Below are 17688 nucleotides of genomic sequence, written 5' to 3'. Positions count from 1 at the left end.
GGAATCAAATACACGTTTATTGTCAAGCGATAAGCGTTGTTTATCGAGGAGCGCACAGATGTGCGGAAGCTACCCCGGAGACTGTCCCGGACACGCCAGAAGGCACCCGCCGGATGTCCCGAGAGCGCTCCCGGCGGGCGTCAGAGAGTGGCCTCGGGGGCGAGTCCGGTGGGGTGGTAGCGGTCGATCCGGGCCTGCGGATCGGTGTCGGACAGGGTGTCCAGGAGGGCGCGGGCCAGGATCGGTTCGGGCTCCCGGTCCGCGACGACCAGACCGATCTGTTTGCTGACCTCGGGTTCCACCAGCGGGATCGCGCGCATGCCCTCGGGTACGGAGTGCAGGGCCAGCCAGGCGTGCGGCATCACCGCCGACCACCGGTTCTCCTTGACGTACGAACACAGTGCGCTCACCGAGCTGGTCTCGACCTTGGGCACGGCCTCCACCCCCGCCCGGCGAAAGGCCTGGTCGATGATGCGGCGGTTCTGCATATCCGAGGACAGCAGGCACAGCGGCACCTCGGCCGCCTCGGCCCAGGTGATGGTCTCGTGCCCGTCGAGCAGGCCGTGTTCGGCGGTGAGCAGGGCGTAGCGCTCCCGGTAGACGGGGTGCTTGCGCACGTGTTCCAGAGGTTCGTTGTCCACGTAGGTCAGCCCGACGTCGATCTGGTAGTCGGCCAGGCTCCGCCGGATCTCGTCGGAGGTCATGGAGGCGACCGACAGGGTGACCATCGGGTGGCGTTCGCTGAAGGTGCTGGTGATGAGCGCGATCGAGCTCAGGGTGGTGGGTATGGCCCCGATGCGCAGACGACCGCTGAGCCCTTCGCGCAGGCTCCGGACGTTGTCCACCAGGGTGTCGTGCTCGGCCAGGACCCGCTGCGCCCAGGCGACGATCCGCTCCCCCTCGTGGGTGAACCCGATGAACCGGTTGCTCCGCCGGACGATGGGGACGCGAAACTCCGCCTCGAGCTTGCGGATGGCGGCGGACAACGCGGGCTGGGACACGTGGCACGCCTGGGCCGCACGGGCGAAATGCCGTTCCTCGGCCAGCGCGGTCAGGTACTTCAGCTGGCTCAGCAACATCGCGCAAGAATACATGCGCCCGATCCCGGCAACAACAACGTTCAAGTCCTTGATATCGTTCGGTCCATTCAGCCGCAAAAATCTGGGCCGCAAACATTCGGGACCTCTGGACAGAGGCCGACTCGGTGAGAGAATTCGAACTGTGACACACCACGACTCGGACATGCCCGATCCAGCACAGGACGCGCCGGAGGTCGGGCCCCCCAAGAAGAGCGCGGCGGGGATCCCGGCCGTGATCAACAGCGTGCGCCACGTCAACGACCAGGCCGGGGTGCGGCGCGGGCTGCCCGCGATGCTCGCCCTCAACCAGAAGGGCGGTTTCGACTGTCCCGGATGTGCCTGGCCGGAGCCGGACAAGCGCCACAAGGCGGAGTTCTGCGAGAACGGCGCGAAGGCGGTCGCCGAGGAGGCCACCCGCCGGACCGCGGGCGCGGACTTCTTCGCCCGGCACCCGGTCGCCGAGTTGTTCGAGCGCTCCGGGTACTGGCTGGGCCAGCAGGGCCGCCTGACCGAGCCGATGTATCTGGCCGAGGACGCCACGCACTACGAGCCGATCTCCTGGGACCGCGCCCTGGACCTGGTCGCCGACGAGCTGCGCGGGTTGGACTCGCCCGACAACGCGGTGTTCTACACCTCGGGGCGCACCAGCAACGAGGCGGCTTTCGCCTACCAGCTGTTCGCCCGCCAGCTCGGCACCAACAACCTGCCCGACTGCTCCAACATGTGCCACGAGTCGTCCGGGTCGGCGCTCGTGGAGACGCTCGGTGTGGGCAAGGGCAGCGTGTCCCTGGAGGACGTGTACGAGGCCGACCTCATCATCGTGGCCGGGCAGAACCCGGGCACCAACCACCCGCGGATGCTCTCGGCGCTGGAGAAGGCCAAGCGGCGCGGGACCAGGATCATCACGGTCAACCCGCTGCCCGAGGCGGGTATGAAGGCCTTCCGCAATCCCCAGTACGCCCGCGGCCTGGTCGGGAGGGGCACAGAGCTGACCGACCTGTTCGCGCAGATCAGGGTGGGCGGCGACCTGGCGCTGTTCTCGGCGGTCAACCGGCTGCTGTTGGCGGCCGACCGGCGCGGTGAGCAGGTCCTGGACCACGCGTTCGTCGACGAGTTCACGCACGGGTTCGAGGACTTCGCCGAGGCGCTGCTGGCCGAGCCCGAGGACGAGTTCTGGGCCCGGACCGAGCGCGACACCGGGCTGGCCCGCGAGCTGATCGAGGAGATCGCCGCGATGACGGTGGCCTCGGAGCGGATCGTGGTGTGCTGGGCGATGGGGCTGACCCAGCACAAGCACTCGGTGCCCACGATCCGCGAGGTGGTCAACTTCCTGCTGCTGCGCGGCAACGTGGGCCGGCCGGGCGCGGGCGTGTGCCCGGTGCGCGGCCACTCCAACGTGCAGGGCGACCGCACGATGGGCATCTTCGAGCGGCCCGCCGACTTCTTCCTGGATGCGCTGGACGCGGAGTTCGGGATCGAGTCGCCGCGCGAGCACGGGCACGACACGGTCAACGCGATCCGGGCGATGGGGCGCGGTGAGGTGGGCGTGTTCTTCGCGATGGGCGGTAACTTCGTGACGGCCAGCCCGGACACCGAGGTGACCGAGGAGGCGATGCGCCGGGTGGGGCTGACGGTGCACGTGTCCACCAAGCTGAACCGTTCGCACGTGGTGACCGGTGCGCGCGCCCTCATCCTGCCCGCGCTGGCCCGGTCCGACCGCGACGTGGTCGGCGGGCAGGCGCGGTGGGTGACGGTGGAGGACTCCATGGGGCTGGTGCACGCCTCGCACGGGGTGCTGCCGCCGCTGTCCGAGGGCATGTACGCGGAGGTGGACATCGTCCGTGAACTGGGGCGCAGGCTGTTCGGGGACTCCCCGGTGGACTGGGACGCGATGGCCGACTACGACCGAATCCGTGATCACGTCGCCGCGGTCGTGCCGGGGTTCGAGGACTTCAACGCCAAGGCGCGGCGGCCCGGGGGTTTCGCGCTCCCGCACGCCCCGCGCGACGACCGGAAGTTCCCGACCGCGACCGGCCTGGCCAACTTCACCGTCAACGGCACCTACGCCCCCGAGGTTCCCGAGGGCCGGCTGCTGTTGCAGACGCTGCGCTCGCACGACCAGTACAACACCACGATCTACGGGCTCGACGACCGTTACCGGGGTATCCACCACGGTCGGCGGGTGGTGCTGGTCAACCCCGAGGACGCCCAGGAGCTGGGGTTGGCAGACGGCACCTACACCGACCTGGTGGGCGAGTGGTCCGACGGCCGGGAGCGGCGGGCGCCGCACTTCCGGGTGGTGCACTACCCGACGGCGCGGGGCAGCGCGGCGGCGTACTACCCGGAGACCAACGTGCTGGTGCCGCTGGACTCCACGGCTGACGTGAGCAACACCCCCACCTCCAAGTCGGTGGTGGTGCGCTTCGAGCCGTCAACCCAGCGGGTCTAGGCTCCGTCCGTTCCGTTCGCGGGCCCCTGAGTATCCGTACTCAGGGGCCCGCGGCGCGGATACGCCATGGTGGGGGCACAACCGAACAAGGGAGCACCGTGCGACATTTCCTCTCAGCTTCGGTGGACAACGCGCCTTCGCGTGTCTACCTGGCGACCGCCGCCCTCCTGCTGGCCGGAGCGGCCTTCGTGTACCTGGGCCCGGGGTTCGACTCGGGTATACCGGAACTGGCGCTGGCGGTGCTGCTCCTGCCGTGCGGAGCGCTCGCGGTCCTGGCTTTCTCGCTGCTGGACATGGCGTTGGACGGGATGCTTCCTGAGGCGCAGCTGCCCGTGTTCTTCGTGTTCTTCGTGCTTGCCGCTCTCGGCAACGCGCTCATGGTGGGCCTGGCCGGGCGTGCGGTACGCGCCCTGCGCGGGCGGCGGGTGAAGGGCGCTGCGAACGACGGTTGAGCCGGTTGCCCCGCTGATCGGAGTCGGTTCGGTCAGCGGGGGTCGGCGCGGCGGCGCTTGGCGAAGCGGCCGAAACGATCCCGGTCCAGGCGTCGGCCCGGACGCCAGCGCAGCCACGGCAGCCACGGCTCCCCCGGTGGGTGGGGGACCGTGGGGTCCGCCACCTCACCTTGGATGACGTCCTCGACCTCGTCGAACCTGATTCCGGCGAACACCATGATGTCGGTGGCGACCATCTCCACCGCCAGGTGTGTGGCGTGGGTGACCGGGTCGTCGTCCGGAGCACCGCCCCCGTAGGTGCGTGCGGCCATCAGGGCCTGCTCCACCGCCTGTTCGCGGGCCTGGCGGCTGCTGAGGTCGTCGGCGAGGGTGGCGAGTACGTCCGCCATGCCCGTCACGATCGGCGCCAGCTCCCGGCGTTCCTCCACGCCCATGGACGTGGTGGTCCGGGACAGGAAGAGGCAGCTCTCGCCGAGCAGGATGAGTCGTTCGATGACCTCGTCCTCGTCCAGAACCGGCTGCGGGTCGCCCCAACGGATGGTGGAGAGCCGGATCGTGGACTTGCTGCTCTCCCGGGCCCTGCTGAGTGCGGCCATGGGCCTGCTCAGGTCACCGAGCCGGTTGACCACCTGTTCGCTGGAGGTGTCCCCCTCCTCCTCGAGGGACCGACCGACCAGGGCGAGCATGTCAGCCATCTCGTTCAGCGCGTCCTCCTCGATCCGGCGCAGCATGGCCACGAGTCGGGCGGGGAAGAAGAGCTGGCTGAAGACGAGGGCCACCCCCGCCCCGATGAGCGCGTCCACCAGCCGGTCGATGCCGGGGCTGGCCGCCCCCACGAAGATCGTGGTGAGGATGGCGCTTCCGGCCGCCTGGCCGATCACGATCCGTTCGGAGTTGATCGCCGCGGCCACCGTCATGGCGACCGCGGTGGCCAGCGCCATGGCCACGACGTTGCGGTCGGTGAGCAGCAGCGCGAGCTCACCCGCGAGAATGCCGATGAACACGCCCGTGAGCATCCGGACCGCATTGGCCCCGCGCTCCCCGCCCGAGGCGTTGAGCGCGATGACGGCGGCGATCGGCGCGAAGAAGGGGGTGTGGTCGTGGATGAGGCCGCCCGCGATGGTCCAGGCCAGTGCGGCGGCGATGACGGCGAGCACGATCAGGGACGCCTGGGAGGACACACGCGTGCGCATCTGCCCCGCCAGGGCACGGATCCGGTACCGCGGGGTGTGGCCCTGCGGGGGCAGCTCTCCCATGTTCTCCTCGCCGACGAAGGGGCACTCCTTCGGGGGAATGGGGGCCGCCGGTTCCATTGATACCGGCTGGAAGGGGAGAAGTGTGGTTACCGGGCCCGGTGTTTCGCGCTGTGCGGGGCCGGGTCAGCCCGTGGCGGACTCGGTGTCACCGATGCTGGGGACAGCCTGGACACCACCTCGCGTTCCCTTGCCCCCCACATCCTGTTCGGCGCGGTCCCAGGCCTCTTGGACCCCGTTGAGGAACTCCTCACCGCGGGCGCGCCCGCGGCGGACGTCCAGGCGTCCGCGGTGGTCCTGGCCCTGGTCTACCCAGTGGTCCCGAGCGTGGTCCTGGGCGTCGCCGTGATCTCCTACACCAAGCCGTGCGGGCGCACCCGGCGGGGCGAGCGACTGGCCGACGGCCCGCAGCGCACAGCGGGCAGGCGCAGGCCCGGGACCGACCGAAGGGAAACGGCCCCGGTGGGGTGAGACCCCCAGGGGCACCCGTACTGTGTCGGCATGCCTACGATCTACCTGATCCGCCACGGTAAGGCCTCCCCCGAGGCGGCGGACTACGACGAGCTGAGCCCCACCGGATACGAACAGGCGCGCCTGCTGGGCGCCGAACTCAAACGGCGTGAGCTGAACGTGGGCCCCGTGGTCTCGGGGTCGCTGCGCCGCCAGCGCCAGACCGCGGTCACCGCGCTGGCCGAGGCCGGGATCGACGTCGAGCCCGCCGTGGACGAACGGTGGAACGAGTACGACCACCTTCATCTGCTGGGCCGCTACCCGGTCGAGACGGGTTCGCTCCAGGAACGACTGGACGCCTCCCTCACCTCCTGGACCGGCACGGACGACACCGCCGAGGGTTCGTGGACGTCGTTCCGCACGGGGGTGCGGTCGGCGCTGGGTGCGGTCGCGACCTCACTCGGCAAGGGACAGACCGCCCTGGTGTTCACCTCGGCGGGGGTGATCGGGGCGGCCTGCTCGACGCTGCTGGGCACCCCGACCTCCGGGTTCATCGCGATGAACAGGGTGGTGGTGAACGGATCGGTGAGCAAGCTGGTGCACGGGCGCGGCGGCACTCAGCTGTTGTCGTTCAACGACCACGCCCACCTGGAGCACGGCGGCCCGGAGCTGATGACCTACCGCTGAGCGGAACTTTTCTGCGCCCATGACATACCGACCAGTCGGTCCCGGTTTCCGCCTGGATGCGGGACCGGGACCGGGGCCGGACACCGCCGCGTGCCCGTGTGCGGCTCCAGGGCAGGCAGGGCATTCTGGAAGACATGACCGAGCACTCCTCCCCCGCCCCCGCGACCGGAACCGCTCCTGACATCGAGCACCTGGCCGCCACGTTGCGCCGTCGGCGCGCCGAGTTGGCCGACGCGAAGGCGGCCCGGATCGGCGACGGCGATATCGTTCACGAACTCACCACCCGACTGTGGGTGGGTGTGGAGATCCCGGCGGTGGTCTGCGCGGCCGCCCCGGACCCGATGCGGCTGCGCCCCTCCACCAGCCCGGTCACCTGTCTGCGCTGCCGCTCCCGACGTTCGGGCAGCGGCCGCGAACAGGTTCCCGGCCAGGAGGAACTGTGGAGCTGAGCCCGCCGGGTCAGCCGTTCGCCGCCGCGTTCGCCCGCCCCGGCTCGGCGCCCCCGCCAGGCGGAGCACGGTGTTTCAGGAAGAGCGTTCGGCGGCGCGGGCCAGGGCGGCACGCAGCCCCAGTTCATAGCCGAGGACCCCGCAGCCGGCCACGTACCCGGCGGCGACCGGAGCGGTGACGGAGGTGTGCCGGAACTCCTCGCGGGCGTAGACGTTGGAGATGTGCACCTCCACCACGGGCGCCTCGATCGCGTCGACGGCGTCGCGCAGGGCGATGCTGTAGTGGGCGTAGGCGCCGGGGTTCATCACGACCCCGGCGTAGTGGCGGGCGGTGTGGATGTGATCCACCATGCCGCCCTCGCTGTTGGTCTGTGCGCACACGACCTCCACCCCCAGCTCCTTGCCGAGCGCGGTCACCCGCTCTTCGACCTCGGCCAGGGTGGTGGTTCCGTACTGCTCGGGGTCGCGGGTGCCCAACAGGTTGAGGTTGGGGCCGTTGAGCAGCAGGACGGTGGGCGTCTTCTCGGGCATGCGCGTTTCCTGGCGTCGTTTCGGGCTGGTGGGACCAGGTTAGACCCGCGGGGCCGGGTGGCCCCGCCTCACCCGGGGCTTGCCTCGGCCAGGTAGCATACCGACCAGTCGGTTCATTACTTTGGGAGGCAACCCGTGGCGTCCACCCTGCTGTCCGCGCGCGACCTGCAGTTCCTGCTCTACGAGTGGCTCGACACCGAGGCCCTCACCCGGCGCCCCCGGTACGCCGACCACTCCAGGGAGACCTTCGACGGCGCCCTGGAGCTGGCCGAACGCGTGGCCACTGACCATTTCGCCCCGCACAACAAGGCCAACGACGCCAACGAACCCCACTTCGACGGCGAGCGCGTCCACGTCATCCCCGAGGTGAAGAAGGCCCTGGAGGTCTACGCCGAGACGGGCCTGGCCTCCATCGCCATGGACGCCTCCGTGGGCGGCGACCAGATCCCCCGCGTGGTCTCCAGTGCCTGCAATGCCTACTTCCAGGCCGCCAACCTGGGCAGCTCTGCCTACCCCTCCCTCACCTCCGGCAACGCATCCCTGCTGGTCGCGCACGGCTCCCCCGAGCAGGTCGACACGTTCGTGCGGCCCATGGTGGAGGGGCGCTTCACCGGCACGATGTGCCTGTCCGAGCCGCAGGCGGGCAGTTCCCTGGCCGACATCACCACCCGCGCCGAGGCCGCAGACGACGGCACCTACCGGGTCTTCGGCAACAAGATGTGGATCTCGGGCGGCGACCACGAGCTGACCGAGAACATCGTCCACCTGGTCCTGGCCAAGATCCCCGGCGGCCCGCCCGGGGTCAAGGGCATCTCGCTGTTCATCGTGCCGAAGTACCTCGTCAACGAGGACGGCTCACTCGGCGAGCGCAACGACGTCGTCCCCGCCGGGCTCAACCACAAGATGGGCTACCGGGGCACCGTCAACGCGCTGCTCAACTTCGGCGAGGGCCGGTACACCCCGGAGGGAGCACCTGGAGCGGTCGGCTACCTGGTGGGCGAGCCCCACCAGGGCCTGAAGTACATGTTCCACATGATGGACGGGGCCCGGATCGGGGTGGGCGCGGGCGCGATGGCGGTCGGCTACACCGGTTATCTGAAGTCGCTCCAGTACGCCCGCGAGCGCCTCCAGGGCCGCCCGCTAGGCGCGAAGAACCCGGAGGAGCCGCAGATCCCCATCATCGAGCACACGGACGTGCGCCGCATGCTGCTCGCGCAGAAGAGCTACGTGGAGGGCGCCCTCGCCCTGGTCCTGTACTGCGCCCGCCTCGTGGACGAGAAGGCCAGCACCGAAGACCCCGAGACAGCGAAGAACGCACAACTGCTGCTGGACGTGCTCACCCCGATCGTGAAGAGCTGGCCCTCCCAGTGGTGCCTGGAGGCCAACAGCCTCGCCATCCAGGTGCACGGCGGATACGGCTACACCCGCGAGTACGACGTGGAGCAGCACTACCGGGACAACCGGCTCAACGCCATCCACGAGGGCACCCACGGCATCCAGGCCCTGGACCTGCTGGGCCGCAAGGCCGTCACGGACGGCGGCGCCCGGCTGTCGCTCCTGGTAGACACGGCTCGCGCGACCGCGGAACGGGCTCGGAAGCTGGGCGGCCGCGAGGCGGAGTACGCCGACCTGCTCGACGCTGCCCTGAGCCGCACCGCCGAGACCGCCGCCGCCACCTGGTCCGAGGGCGACCCGGCGGTGGCCCTGGCCAACGCGACCCCGTACCTGGAGGCGGTGGGGCACGTGGTGGTGGCCTGGCTGTGGCTGGAGCAGCTGGTCGCCGCGCACGGCAAGGAGGGCGGTTTCTACGAGGGCAAGCGTGCCGCCGCCGCGTACTTCTTCCGCCAGGAGCTGCCCCGCACCGGCCCTCAGTTCGACCTGGTCACCTCCCGCGACCGCACCGTTCTGGACGTGTCCCCCGACGTCCTCTGACCTCTCCGGAGTCCGGCCCCCTCCAGCAACCAGCAGGCACCGAACGCAAGCTCCGCGGTGGTGGGCGGACCCAGCCCTTCTCAGGGCCCGGGTCCGCCCGCCGCCGACGGGGAAGAGCGCACCACCCTCAGCCACGCCAGCCGGTCCGTAGCGTTCGCCCGGTGCCTGGTCAGGGCCCTGCCGCGCGCAGGCGGCCGGGTTCGGGGACGTCGAGGACGAACACGTGGCCGATGTTGGCTGCCTCGTATCCGTAGTCGGCGTTGGCCACCCGCATGCGTTCCGGGGTGACCTCCACGATCCGCACGGTGATCGGTTTCTCTCGGTTCGGGAGGGTCAGGAGCCAGGGCCCGGCCAGGTAGGACAGGCCCAGGTTGTCCAGGGCGACGCGGGCCTCGGCTTCGGGGAGCGGGCCGGTGACGGGGTGGCCGAACGGGGTGACCGGGACGTGGCCGCCGGGCTCGGGTCTCAGGTAGCCCAGGACCTCTCCGTCCTCCTCTCGGTGGTGAGGGATCCAGTGCTCGGGGATCATCCGTCCTCCCCCGACAGGCGGAGCTCGGCGTAGACCCGCATGGCCTCGCTCTGGTAGTCGGCCAGCCCCGGGGCCACCCGCTCGTAGACCTCGCGCCAGGGGCCGTCCTCGGCGTAGACCCTGCCCAGGTGGGCGAAGGAGTCCGCGTCAGGGGCCCACATGAGGCTGACCTGCTGGTAGTGGATATCGATCTCGGCCTGGACGTCCGGGGAGTCGGGCGGGCTGCCCGCCCTGAGGTGCCTGGCCATCCGGGTCATCTGCTCGGCCGCCTCGGCCCGCATCCGGTCGGCCTCCTCCGGGGTGATCCGCTCCCCTGCGGCTTTGGCCTGGTCCCACTGCTCGGGCCAATCGGTGCGTGCACGCTCGGTGTAGTGGTCGGTGTCGAAGCCCGCGAAGAGCTCCTCCGGATTACTGGACACGTCGTTCTCCTCCAATGCGTCGACGGTGCGACGTACGGTCTCGACGAGGAGGCTGAGCCGGTCGCGTTCGGCCTCGAGGTCGTGCAGGTGCTGGCGCAGCGCCGTCACCTCGTCGTGCTCGGAGTCCAGGACCCGGCGGATGTCCGCCAGGCCCAGGCCGAGCTCGCGCATGACCAGGATCCGTTGGAGTCTGCGCAGCTCGCGCCGGCCGTAGTGGCGCAGCCCGCCCGGCCCGGTGCTCTCCGGGAGCAACAGGCCCACGTGGTGGTAGTGGCGCAGGGTCCGGGAGGTCACCCCGCTCATGCGGCAGACCTCGCCCATCGGCCACGACATGGCTTCTCCCCTCGTCGGGCCGGTGTTCTCCGGCCCGGAAACGACGCTAGGCGTTGACGCTACGTCAAGCGCAAGTCGGGGAGAGTTCGGTGTGCCGAACCGCTGTGAAAGGGAAGGGTGAGAGGTACCTCCGGCGCGGAAGGAAGGGCGCCCCCACAACAGAACACGAGGCAGTCGTGCGGAAACTCATCCCCCAGGACCCGACACACATCGGCCCCTACCGGCTGACCCACCGCCTCGGCACCGGTGGCATGGGGCGGGTATACCTCGCCCGTACGCCCTCGGGGATAGAGGTAGTCGTCAAGGTGGTGCTGCCCTCCCTCCTGGAGGAGTCCAGGCTGGCCGAGGGCGGCACGGACTACCGCGGGCGGTTCGCCCGCGAGGCCGAGCTGGCTTCCCGGGTTGGCGGCTTCTACACCGCCGAGGTCGTGGACAGCGACCCCGAAGCCGACTCCCCCTGGATCGCCTACGCCTACATCCGGGGCCGCTCGCTCAGGGAGGCCCTTCAGGAGGGGCCGCTCGACCCGCCCTCTCTGCGCGCTCTGGCCGCGGGTCTCGCCGAAGGGCTCCAGGCCATCCACGGCAGCGGGCTGATCCACCGCGACCTCAAACCGGGCAACGTCATCCTGGCCGAGGACGGGCCCCGCATCATCGACTTCGGGGTGGCCCGTCCCACCGAGGGCAGTTCCATGACCGCCACCGGCCACCTGTTCGGCACGCTGCCCTACATGTCGCCCGAGCAGGCCGAGGGGGCCCCACTGTCCACCGCTTCGGACATGTTCGCGCTGGGCACCCTCCTGGCGTACGCCGCCACCGGAGTCAATCCCTTCGACACCACATCCGGACCCCGGGTCCTGCTGCGGCTGGTCAGCCCACCGCCGGTCGGGATCCTGGCCTCCTTACCACCGGACCTGCGCTCCCTCATCGCCAGCTGCTGGAACCACGACCCCGAGCTGCGCCCCTCGCCTCGGCTGATCATCGAACGCTGCGTGCACGAGGACCTCCTCCGTACCTGGCCGCCCCGGCTGCTGCCGCCCGGGGCGTCGGCCCCGCCGGACCGACTGCGGTCCGAAGGGCCCACGCGGCCCTCGTGGCACCCGAATCCTCCCTAGGACGACCGGACACCACAGCCCGGCGCTCCGGGGGAACGGAACGACACCCCCACGTCCCGGTCCGGCCCGCTGCCAGGCCGGCTGCCGTTCGAGCGCACGCGGGAACCCGCTCCGCCCGGCCCCTGGCGGGGTGCGTTCCTGGCGCTGGCCGGGGCGATCATCGCACTCGTGGCCGGGATGTCCGTGTGGCTTGGGCCCTGGTTCGAGAGCGCTGGGGAGGTTCGGACGGTCAGGTCGGCGCCGGGCCCCGTCACCCGCGCCGTCTCCCGTCCCCTCCTCCGACAGCGCAGCGCAGACCCTCTGGGCAAACGCGCGGGCCGGTATCCCCGGTGAGGTGCTGGGAAGCGCCGACGGCGCCGACCTGTGGCCCCTGGCGGTCAGCCCGGACGGTTCCCTTCTGGCCACGTGGGAGATGATCAGCTGGTGCGCGTGTGGGACGTCGCCAGACGCGAGGAGCTGCGACAGCTCACCGACCACAGCGCCTTCACCCGGGGTGTGGGTTTCTCCCCCGACGGCGCCACCCTCTACACCTGTTCTGACGACGGCACGGTCCGTGCCTGGCGCGCCAGGGGCTGACCCGGGGCCGGTCAGATCGCCTCGCGGCGTTGCAGGTAGCTGAAGGCCGCCCAACCGGGCAGGACCGGGAACCAGAAGGTCAGCAACCGGAAGAGCAGCACCGCGGGCAGGGCCACGGCGGCGGGGATGCCGGCCACCGCGGTGAGCCCGCCGATCAGGGCCGCCTCGACCGCCCCGAGCCCGCCCGGGGTGGGCGCGGCCGAACCGATCGCGTTGCCCGCCAGGAAGACCACGGCGACCGCGACCAGGCTCACGTGGAGCCCGGGCCCGGCGAACGCCAGGACCGAGAAATGCAGGCACAGCACGAACGCCACGGTCAGCAGAAGGGTGCCGCCCACCCCGAGCAGGAGGCTGACCGGGCGCTGGAGCATGTCCAGCAGCCGGGGCAGGACCCCGCTGAGGTAGGGGCGCAGCCGTGAGGTGACGGCACGGCGCATTTTCGGGTGCAGGAGGACGGCGGCGACACAGACGGTCCCGGCGATGACGATGACGGCCACGGTGGGCGAGGGGGTGAAGCCGGTCCAGTAGGAGGTGCCGGTCAGGTAAGCGCACACCAGGAGCAGCGGCACGTGGATCAGGAAACCGACCAGCTGGGTGAGGCCGACCGCAGACAGGGCCAGGGAGGTGGGCACCCCCGACTTGATCACGAACCTGCTGTTGATCGCGATCGACCCCAGTCCGGCCGGGGCTGCAATGCGCACGAACGACGCCGCGTACTGCACCAGGAGGGTCCGCCACCAGGACAGGGGTGCCGGGACGAAGCCGATCAGCACCATGGCGGCGGCGAACATGCAGGTGGTGGCCATGACCAGGGCGGCCATCGCCCAGCCGGGATCGGCGTGGCGGACGGCGGACAGCTCCACCCCGGAGAGCTGGTAGACGAGTACCAGGCCGACCAGGGTGGCGACCACGACGCTGACGATGGTGCGCGGGCGCATCCGTTCCAGGCGCGCGGGTTCGGCGGGGGCCTCGGGGGCGACCGCCGCGATCTGCCGTCTCAGCTCGCCCAGGAGCTTGCGGTCGGAGCGGCTGAGCTCGGAGCGCAGACCGTGCGGCAGGCCCGGGGGCTGGAGCAGGGGCAGGACGGCGGCGGTGGCGGGCACCCCGAGCGCCCGCACGGCCGAGGCCACCGCGCGGTCGGGGCCCACCCGCAGCGCCAGCAGGGTGATCATCGCGGCCGTGTCCAGCAGAGTCCTGAGTTGGGGTGCGGCGACCGCGCCCCGGTCCACCCCGGTCAGGGCGGCGGTCCCGGGGGCGGAGGCATCGGTCTCCGGGGCGCCGGTGCCGTTGGCGGAGGTCCGGGCGTGTGCGCGGGCGCGGACGAGCACGCCGACCGTGCTGCTGTTGAGGTCGCCGTGGGCCACGCGTCTGCGGTGCAGCAGGCCGAGCTGGTGCCAGAGGCCGTCGATCAGGGTGTCGGTGATCTCCGCCGGGTCCAGGGTGGCCAGGCCCCTGACCTCGGAGCGTTCGCGGACCAGGAGAACGGTGCCGGGGGTGAGTTCGCCCAGAGCCAGGACGCGGGGGACATCGACCCCGGCGTCGCGGGCGACGGAGCTCATCAGGGCGGCGTGCTCGGCGCGTCTGCGCGCGCCGTAGAGCATGCGGGGGGCGACCGGGCCGCGGAGCAGGAGCAGGTCGAGCAGGCGCTGCCAAAACGCTCTGGAGTTCTCGGAGTTAAGCACGGACAGCTCGACCTGGCGGCCGTCGGCGAGGTCGGCCAGATAGAGGGGGTCGCCTTCCTGGTTGGTCCCTACCAGGGTGATGCGGTCCGCGGTCAGGCCGAAGCGGTGGAGTTCGGCGTGCATGCGGCCGGTGGCGGGCGGCGGGACGCTGGTGCTGATGGCGTAACGGGTCAAGGCGGCACAGGTCAGACCGACGAGGATGGTGAAGAGGACGGCGAGGATGCTGGTGACACCGGCCATGACCGCGGTGACCGCGACCACGGTGTTGGTCCCCCACAGCAGGGAGCGTACCCGCGGCTGCCCGGTGGGCATGGTGCGGGTGAACGCGATCCCGGCCGCGACGTAACCGAGGGTGGCGGCGGTCAGGACGCCCTCGGGGAGCCCGGGGAGCGGATCGGCGCTGTAGGTGGCGTTCTCCAGCTGGGCGTTGACGTAGGACGTCATGGCGTAGGCCGACACCGCCGCGACGATCGCGCGCAGCAGATCACGCATCTCCCTGACGAACAGCGTGCGCAGGACGACGAAGACCATCAGGACGATGAGCGTGAGGTTGGCGCTCACGGCGACGGTGAAGAGCAGCCAGGACGGGATCACCGCGCGGAGCTGGGTGGCGTCGTCGGTCGGCGCACCGTCGGCGATCGCGTCGCCGACGAGGATCAGGACCACGAAGACCAGGAACAGCCCGGCGATCCCCGCCAACAGGTCGACGGGGCTGCGCGGGGCCCGTGCCGCGGTTCGGCCCGGGGCGGGGGGCGGTGTGTCGGTTGGGGTTGTTGTCACGGGACAAGCCTGCCCGACTCATGGGGATTCGGGCGCCAGGGGTGGGGGTGTTTCGCCCGGCCCGTTGCGCTGCATCGGACCGACCGCTGTCTGCCCGGGCAAGCGGACGGCGCCGCCGGTTCGGGTCCGGCGACGCCGTGGTCGGGTCCGTCGCTGCCTGTGGGGCAGGCGTTGCCTACGGGTCCCCCGGGTGGGGCTACTCGGGCAGGGGGATCAGGCCGCGCTGGTAGGCGCGGACGAGGTTTCGGGGGACGCGGTACTCACGCCCACGGATGTGGACGGTGACCAGATCGGGGGTGGTGGCCTTCCACTGGGATCGGCGCGTGCGGGTGTTGGACCGCGACATCTTGCGCTTGGGTACGGCCATGTGACCTGTTGCCTTTCGGTTCGGGTTCCGGGACTCGTGTCGCGGAGGCGTGTTTGGGGGCCCGGGCGGTGCGGAGCAGAGGAGAGGGCGGTGGGCCGTGTGCCCACCGCCCGTCGGCTCGCCGTTCACCGGACCCTGTGCGGATCCTGGTTACTTGCGCTGGTAGCGGCGCTGGAAGCGCTCCACCCGACCTGCGGTGTCCACGACGCGGGCGGTGCCGGTGTAGAAGGGGTGACTGGCGCTGGAGATGTCCACGTCGACGACGGGGTAGGTGCGCCCGTCCTCCCACTCCATGGTCTTCTCGCTGGTGCGGGTGGACCGGGTGAGGAAGGCGAAGTCGGCCGCCTTGTCGCGGAAGACGACGTGCTTGTACTCGGGGTGGATGTCTTTCTGCATACGGGTCTCCGTAGGGTTCGGGCCGTCGGGCGTCGGCTGCGGGGCGTGCTCCTCGCGGAATGCGGGTCAGCGCTCCTCGCGGAACTCGACGTGGCGGCGGAGTTTGGGGTCGTACTTGCGCAAGACCAGGCGGTCGGGAGTGTTGCGTCGGTTCTTCCGGGTCACGTAGGTGGTCCCGGTCCCCTCCGTGGACTTGAGCTTGATGATGGGCCGAACGTCGTTGCGTGCCATGAGCGCCTCCTCTGGGATGTCAGACCTGCCAACCAAATGATAACCGTTTTCATTCCCAGTAGAACCACGCGACCCCAGGTGCCGCCACACGCCCCAATGCGCAGGAAAAGCTACTTTCTGTGATTACCTCGTGACAAATAGTTGAGACCGGTGCGGTGCGCACCCCGGGTCGGAGGAGAGCCATGGTGTCCGAGCACAGTCCCAGCCGACGACAGATCCTGCGCGGCGGAGCGGGGATCGGCGCCCTGACCGCCGCGGCCCTGTTCGGCGACGCCTCCCGCCCGGCCCCAGCCGCCGCAGCCGTCCCCGACACCGGTTCCGCGCCCGGCTTCACCGGGGTCCCGGCGGCCCAGGCCGACTCGATCACCGTCCCGCCCGGCTACACCGCCCGGGTCCTGCTCCCCTGGGGCGCGCCGCTGCACCGTGACACCCCTCGCTGGCGGGCCGACGCCACCGACGGGGCCGACACCGCCGCGCGCCAGGTCGGCACCGGACACAGCGGGCTGCACTACGTTCCGCTGCACCCCGGCCACGACGGCGGGCGGCGCGGGCTCATCGTGGTCAACCACTCCTGGATCGACCCGGTGCTGCTGCACGCCGACGGCGGACGCTCGGCCAACGGCGCCCGCACCGACAAGGAGATGGCTTCCCTCGGGGTGACCGTGGCCCGCATCGAACTGACCGACGGGCGCTGGCGGGTGATCGACGACGAACTCAACCGGCGCCTCACCGCCACCTCGCCCACCACCGTCGCCGGCCCCCTGGCCGGGCACCGGAGCCTGGAGACCGGCACCGATCCAGCGGGGGTCATCGGCGGTTCCGCGCACGCCACCACCCCCTGGGGCACCTATCTGACCGGGGAGGACACCCTCACCGACGTCTTCGGCACCGACGACCGGAGATGGAACGCCACCGCCGCCCAGCGCCGCTACGGGCTCACCGCGGACGGTTCGTCCTACGGCTGGCACACCCACCAGAGCCGCTTCGACCTGGCCCGCGAACCCAACGAGGCGCACCGGTTCGGCTGGACCGTGGAGATCGACCCCCTGGATCCTTCTTCCCGGCCCGTCAAGCGCACGGCGATGGGACGGCTGGCGCACAGCGGCGCGGCCGTCACCGAGTCCCGCGGCCGCGCGGTGGTCTACATGAGCGACCGGACCCACATCTACAAGTTCGTGGGCGAACGACTCTGGCGCGATTCGCGGGGCCGGGGCCCGGGGCCGCTGGACGCGGGCACCCTCTACGCGGCCCGGTTGGGCTCCAACGGCCTGGGCACCTGGCTGCCCCTGGTGCACGGCCGGTCCGGGCTGACCCGCGGCGACGGTTTCACCGACCAGGCCGACGTGCTGCTGCGGGCACGCGAGGCCGCCGACGCGGTGGGAGCCACCGAGCTCCGGGAGCCCGGCAGCCCGGCCGTGCACCCGGAGACCGGAACGGTGTACTGCCCCGAGGCCTCCGCAAGCGGATCCGGGCGCGTGCTGTCATGGACCGAGGGCGCCGGCGACCACGGTGCGACCCTCTTCTCCTGGAGCGAGTTCGCCCGGGCCGGGGCACCTTCGGGCGACGGTCAGGGGGCGGTCTTCGCGGCTCCGGGCGGGGTGCACTGCGGGGACGACGGCCGCCTGTGGATCCGCACGGATGTGGCCCGGCTCGGCGATGCGGCCGAGGGGGCGCGTGAGCAGGTCGGCAACAGCGCGCTGCTGTGCGCCGACCCTGCCAGCGGCGAGGTGCGCCGTTTCCTGACCGGACCGCACGGCTGCGGGATCGCGGGGACGACGGCCAGCCCGGACCAGCGCAGCCTGTTCGTCACCGTGCAGGGGCCGGGTTCGACCTCGGCCCGGCTGGGCGGCCCCACGGTGGACGACCCGCGCGCGCTGAGCAACTGGCCGGGGTTCGACCCCGCCGGACGGCCCCGGTCCGCGGTCGTGGTGGTGCGCAAGGACGACGGCGGGATCATCGGGACCTGAGGGCTGGTACGAGG

General features: G+C 71.0%; 18 protein-coding genes. 9 read left to right on the top strand and 9 right to left on the bottom strand.

From position 1 onward, the window contains the following. Positions 1-140 precede the first annotated feature (140 nt). Complete coding sequence (locus tag D457_RS0119385; RefSeq protein ID WP_017582333.1) at positions 141-1079, bottom strand: LysR family transcriptional regulator; 939 nt, start codon at positions 1077-1079, stop codon at positions 141-143. 163 nt (positions 1080-1242) lie between these two features. On the opposite strand from D457_RS0119385, the gene D457_RS0119380 reads away from it, so the two are divergent. Beyond that, positions 1243-3528: an FdhF/YdeP family oxidoreductase gene (locus tag D457_RS0119380; protein WP_193374520.1), complete on the top strand. Its 2286-nt coding sequence runs from the start codon at positions 1243-1245 to the stop codon at positions 3526-3528. A 98-nt stretch (positions 3529-3626) separates the two neighbouring features. Further along, the gene (locus tag D457_RS0119375; protein WP_152514289.1) at positions 3627-3980 is read left to right on the top strand and encodes an SCO4225 family membrane protein; all 354 of its coding nucleotides are present in this window, start codon (positions 3627-3629) and stop codon (positions 3978-3980) included. 32 nt (positions 3981-4012) lie between these two features. Here the strand turns inward: D457_RS0119375 and D457_RS0119370 are convergent, their stop codons facing one another. Further along, positions 4013-5236: an FUSC family protein gene (locus D457_RS0119370; protein WP_026116808.1), complete on the bottom strand. Its 1224-nt coding sequence runs from the start codon at positions 5234-5236 to the stop codon at positions 4013-4015. Positions 5237-5461: 225 nt separating this feature from the next. Between D457_RS0119370 and D457_RS0119365 the strand changes: the two genes are divergently transcribed. The 3 genes from D457_RS0119365 to D457_RS0119355 all read left to right on the top strand — a co-directional run bounded on the left by D457_RS0119365 (position 5462) and on the right by D457_RS0119355 (position 6819). Beyond that, positions 5462-5704, top strand: a complete 243-nt coding sequence (locus D457_RS0119365) for a hypothetical protein (protein WP_017582329.1) — start codon at positions 5462-5464, stop codon at positions 5702-5704. A 30-nt stretch (positions 5705-5734) separates the two neighbouring features. Continuing rightward, complete coding sequence (locus tag D457_RS0119360; RefSeq protein WP_017582328.1) at positions 5735-6370, top strand: histidine phosphatase family protein; 636 nt, start codon at positions 5735-5737, stop codon at positions 6368-6370. A 134-nt stretch (positions 6371-6504) separates the two neighbouring features. Continuing rightward, a complete protein-coding gene (locus D457_RS0119355; RefSeq protein WP_017582327.1) occupies positions 6505-6819 on the top strand; it encodes a hypothetical protein in 315 nt (104 codons plus the stop codon). A gap of 75 nt (positions 6820-6894) precedes the next feature. On the opposite strand, the gene aroQ is transcribed toward D457_RS0119355, so the two are convergent. Next, positions 6895-7350, bottom strand: coding sequence for a type II 3-dehydroquinate dehydratase (aroQ, locus tag D457_RS0119350; protein ID WP_017582326.1), 456 nt, complete (start codon positions 7348-7350; stop codon positions 6895-6897). A 135-nt stretch (positions 7351-7485) separates the two neighbouring features. On the opposite strand from aroQ, the gene D457_RS0119345 reads away from it, so the two are divergent. Beyond that, positions 7486-9282, top strand: coding sequence for an acyl-CoA dehydrogenase (locus tag D457_RS0119345; protein ID WP_017582325.1), 1797 nt, complete (start codon positions 7486-7488; stop codon positions 9280-9282). Between the two features lie 169 nt (positions 9283-9451). Here the strand turns inward: D457_RS0119345 and D457_RS0119340 are convergent, their stop codons facing one another. Next, complete coding sequence (locus D457_RS0119340) at positions 9452-9811, bottom strand: hypothetical protein (RefSeq protein WP_017582324.1); 360 nt, start codon at positions 9809-9811, stop codon at positions 9452-9454. Beyond that, entirely contained in the window at positions 9808-10563 is a 756-nt protein-coding gene (locus D457_RS0119335) for a MerR family transcriptional regulator (RefSeq protein WP_026116807.1), read from the bottom strand. The genes D457_RS0119340 and D457_RS0119335 overlap by 4 nt, the downstream gene beginning before the upstream one ends. A 176-nt stretch (positions 10564-10739) precedes the next feature. Between D457_RS0119335 and D457_RS32945 the strand changes: the two genes are divergently transcribed. Together D457_RS32945 and D457_RS34930 are read left to right on the top strand one after the other, a co-directional pair. After that, on the top strand, positions 10740-11675 hold the full coding sequence (locus D457_RS32945) for a serine/threonine-protein kinase (RefSeq protein ID WP_017582322.1): 936 nt from the start codon (positions 10740-10742) through the stop codon (positions 11673-11675). 405 nt (positions 11676-12080) lie between these two features. Beyond that, complete coding sequence (locus D457_RS34930) at positions 12081-12251, top strand: WD40 repeat domain-containing protein (RefSeq protein WP_160167409.1); 171 nt, start codon at positions 12081-12083, stop codon at positions 12249-12251. Between the two features lie 11 nt (positions 12252-12262). Here D457_RS34930 and D457_RS0119320 read toward each other — a convergent pair whose 3' ends face one another. The 4 genes from D457_RS0119320 to rpmG form a co-directional block, all read right to left on the bottom strand. Further along, complete coding sequence (locus D457_RS0119320; protein WP_026116806.1) at positions 12263-14713, bottom strand: lysylphosphatidylglycerol synthase transmembrane domain-containing protein; 2451 nt, start codon at positions 14711-14713, stop codon at positions 12263-12265. Between the two features lie 196 nt (positions 14714-14909). Beyond that, the gene (gene rpmF / locus D457_RS0119315; protein ID WP_017582319.1) at positions 14910-15080 is read right to left on the bottom strand and encodes a 50S ribosomal protein L32; all 171 of its coding nucleotides are present in this window, start codon (positions 15078-15080) and stop codon (positions 14910-14912) included. Between the two features lie 150 nt (positions 15081-15230). Then, positions 15231-15476: a type B 50S ribosomal protein L31 gene (locus D457_RS0119310; protein ID WP_017582318.1), complete on the bottom strand. Its 246-nt coding sequence runs from the start codon at positions 15474-15476 to the stop codon at positions 15231-15233. Positions 15477-15542: 66 nt separating this feature from the next. Then, positions 15543-15707, bottom strand: coding sequence for a 50S ribosomal protein L33 (gene rpmG, locus D457_RS0119305; protein ID WP_017582317.1), 165 nt, complete (start codon positions 15705-15707; stop codon positions 15543-15545). A 182-nt stretch (positions 15708-15889) separates the two neighbouring features. On the opposite strand from rpmG, the gene D457_RS0119300 reads away from it, so the two are divergent. Further along, positions 15890-17674, top strand: coding sequence for a PhoX family protein (locus tag D457_RS0119300; protein ID WP_017582316.1), 1785 nt, complete (start codon positions 15890-15892; stop codon positions 17672-17674). Positions 17675-17688: the final 14 nt, after the last annotated feature.

The organism is Nocardiopsis valliformis DSM 45023 (genome assembly GCF_000340985.1).
GTDB lineage: Bacteria > Actinomycetota > Actinomycetes > Streptosporangiales > Streptosporangiaceae > Nocardiopsis > Nocardiopsis exhalans.
Note: the sequence above shows the minus strand (reverse complement) of the source record. Positions and strands in the feature narration are given on the sequence as shown.

Coding starts and splice junctions, on each gene's coding strand:
- D457_RS0119385 (WP_017582333.1), bottom strand. CDS start 1,079: ATGTTGCTGAGCCAGCTGAAGTACCTGACCGCGCTGGCCGAGGAACGG.
- D457_RS0119380 (WP_193374520.1), top strand. CDS start 1,243: ATGCCCGATCCAGCACAGGACGCGCCGGAGGTCGGGCCCCCCAAGAAG.
- D457_RS0119370 (WP_026116808.1), bottom strand. CDS start 5,236: ATGGGAGAGCTGCCCCCGCAGGGCCACACCCCGCGGTACCGGATCCGT.
- D457_RS0119360 (WP_017582328.1), top strand. CDS start 5,735: ATGCCTACGATCTACCTGATCCGCCACGGTAAGGCCTCCCCCGAGGCG.
- D457_RS0119355 (WP_017582327.1), top strand. CDS start 6,505: ATGACCGAGCACTCCTCCCCCGCCCCCGCGACCGGAACCGCTCCTGAC.
- aroQ (WP_017582326.1), bottom strand. CDS start 7,350: ATGCCCGAGAAGACGCCCACCGTCCTGCTGCTCAACGGCCCCAACCTC.
- D457_RS0119340 (WP_017582324.1), bottom strand. CDS start 9,811: ATGATCCCCGAGCACTGGATCCCTCACCACCGAGAGGAGGACGGAGAG.
- D457_RS0119335 (WP_026116807.1), bottom strand. CDS start 10,563: ATGTCGTGGCCGATGGGCGAGGTCTGCCGCATGAGCGGGGTGACCTCC.
- rpmF (WP_017582319.1), bottom strand. CDS start 15,080: ATGGCCGTACCCAAGCGCAAGATGTCGCGGTCCAACACCCGCACGCGC.
- D457_RS0119310 (WP_017582318.1), bottom strand. CDS start 15,476: ATGCAGAAAGACATCCACCCCGAGTACAAGCACGTCGTCTTCCGCGAC.
- rpmG (WP_017582317.1), bottom strand. CDS start 15,707: ATGGCACGCAACGACGTTCGGCCCATCATCAAGCTCAAGTCCACGGAG.
- D457_RS0119300 (WP_017582316.1), top strand. CDS start 15,890: ATGGTGTCCGAGCACAGTCCCAGCCGACGACAGATCCTGCGCGGCGGA.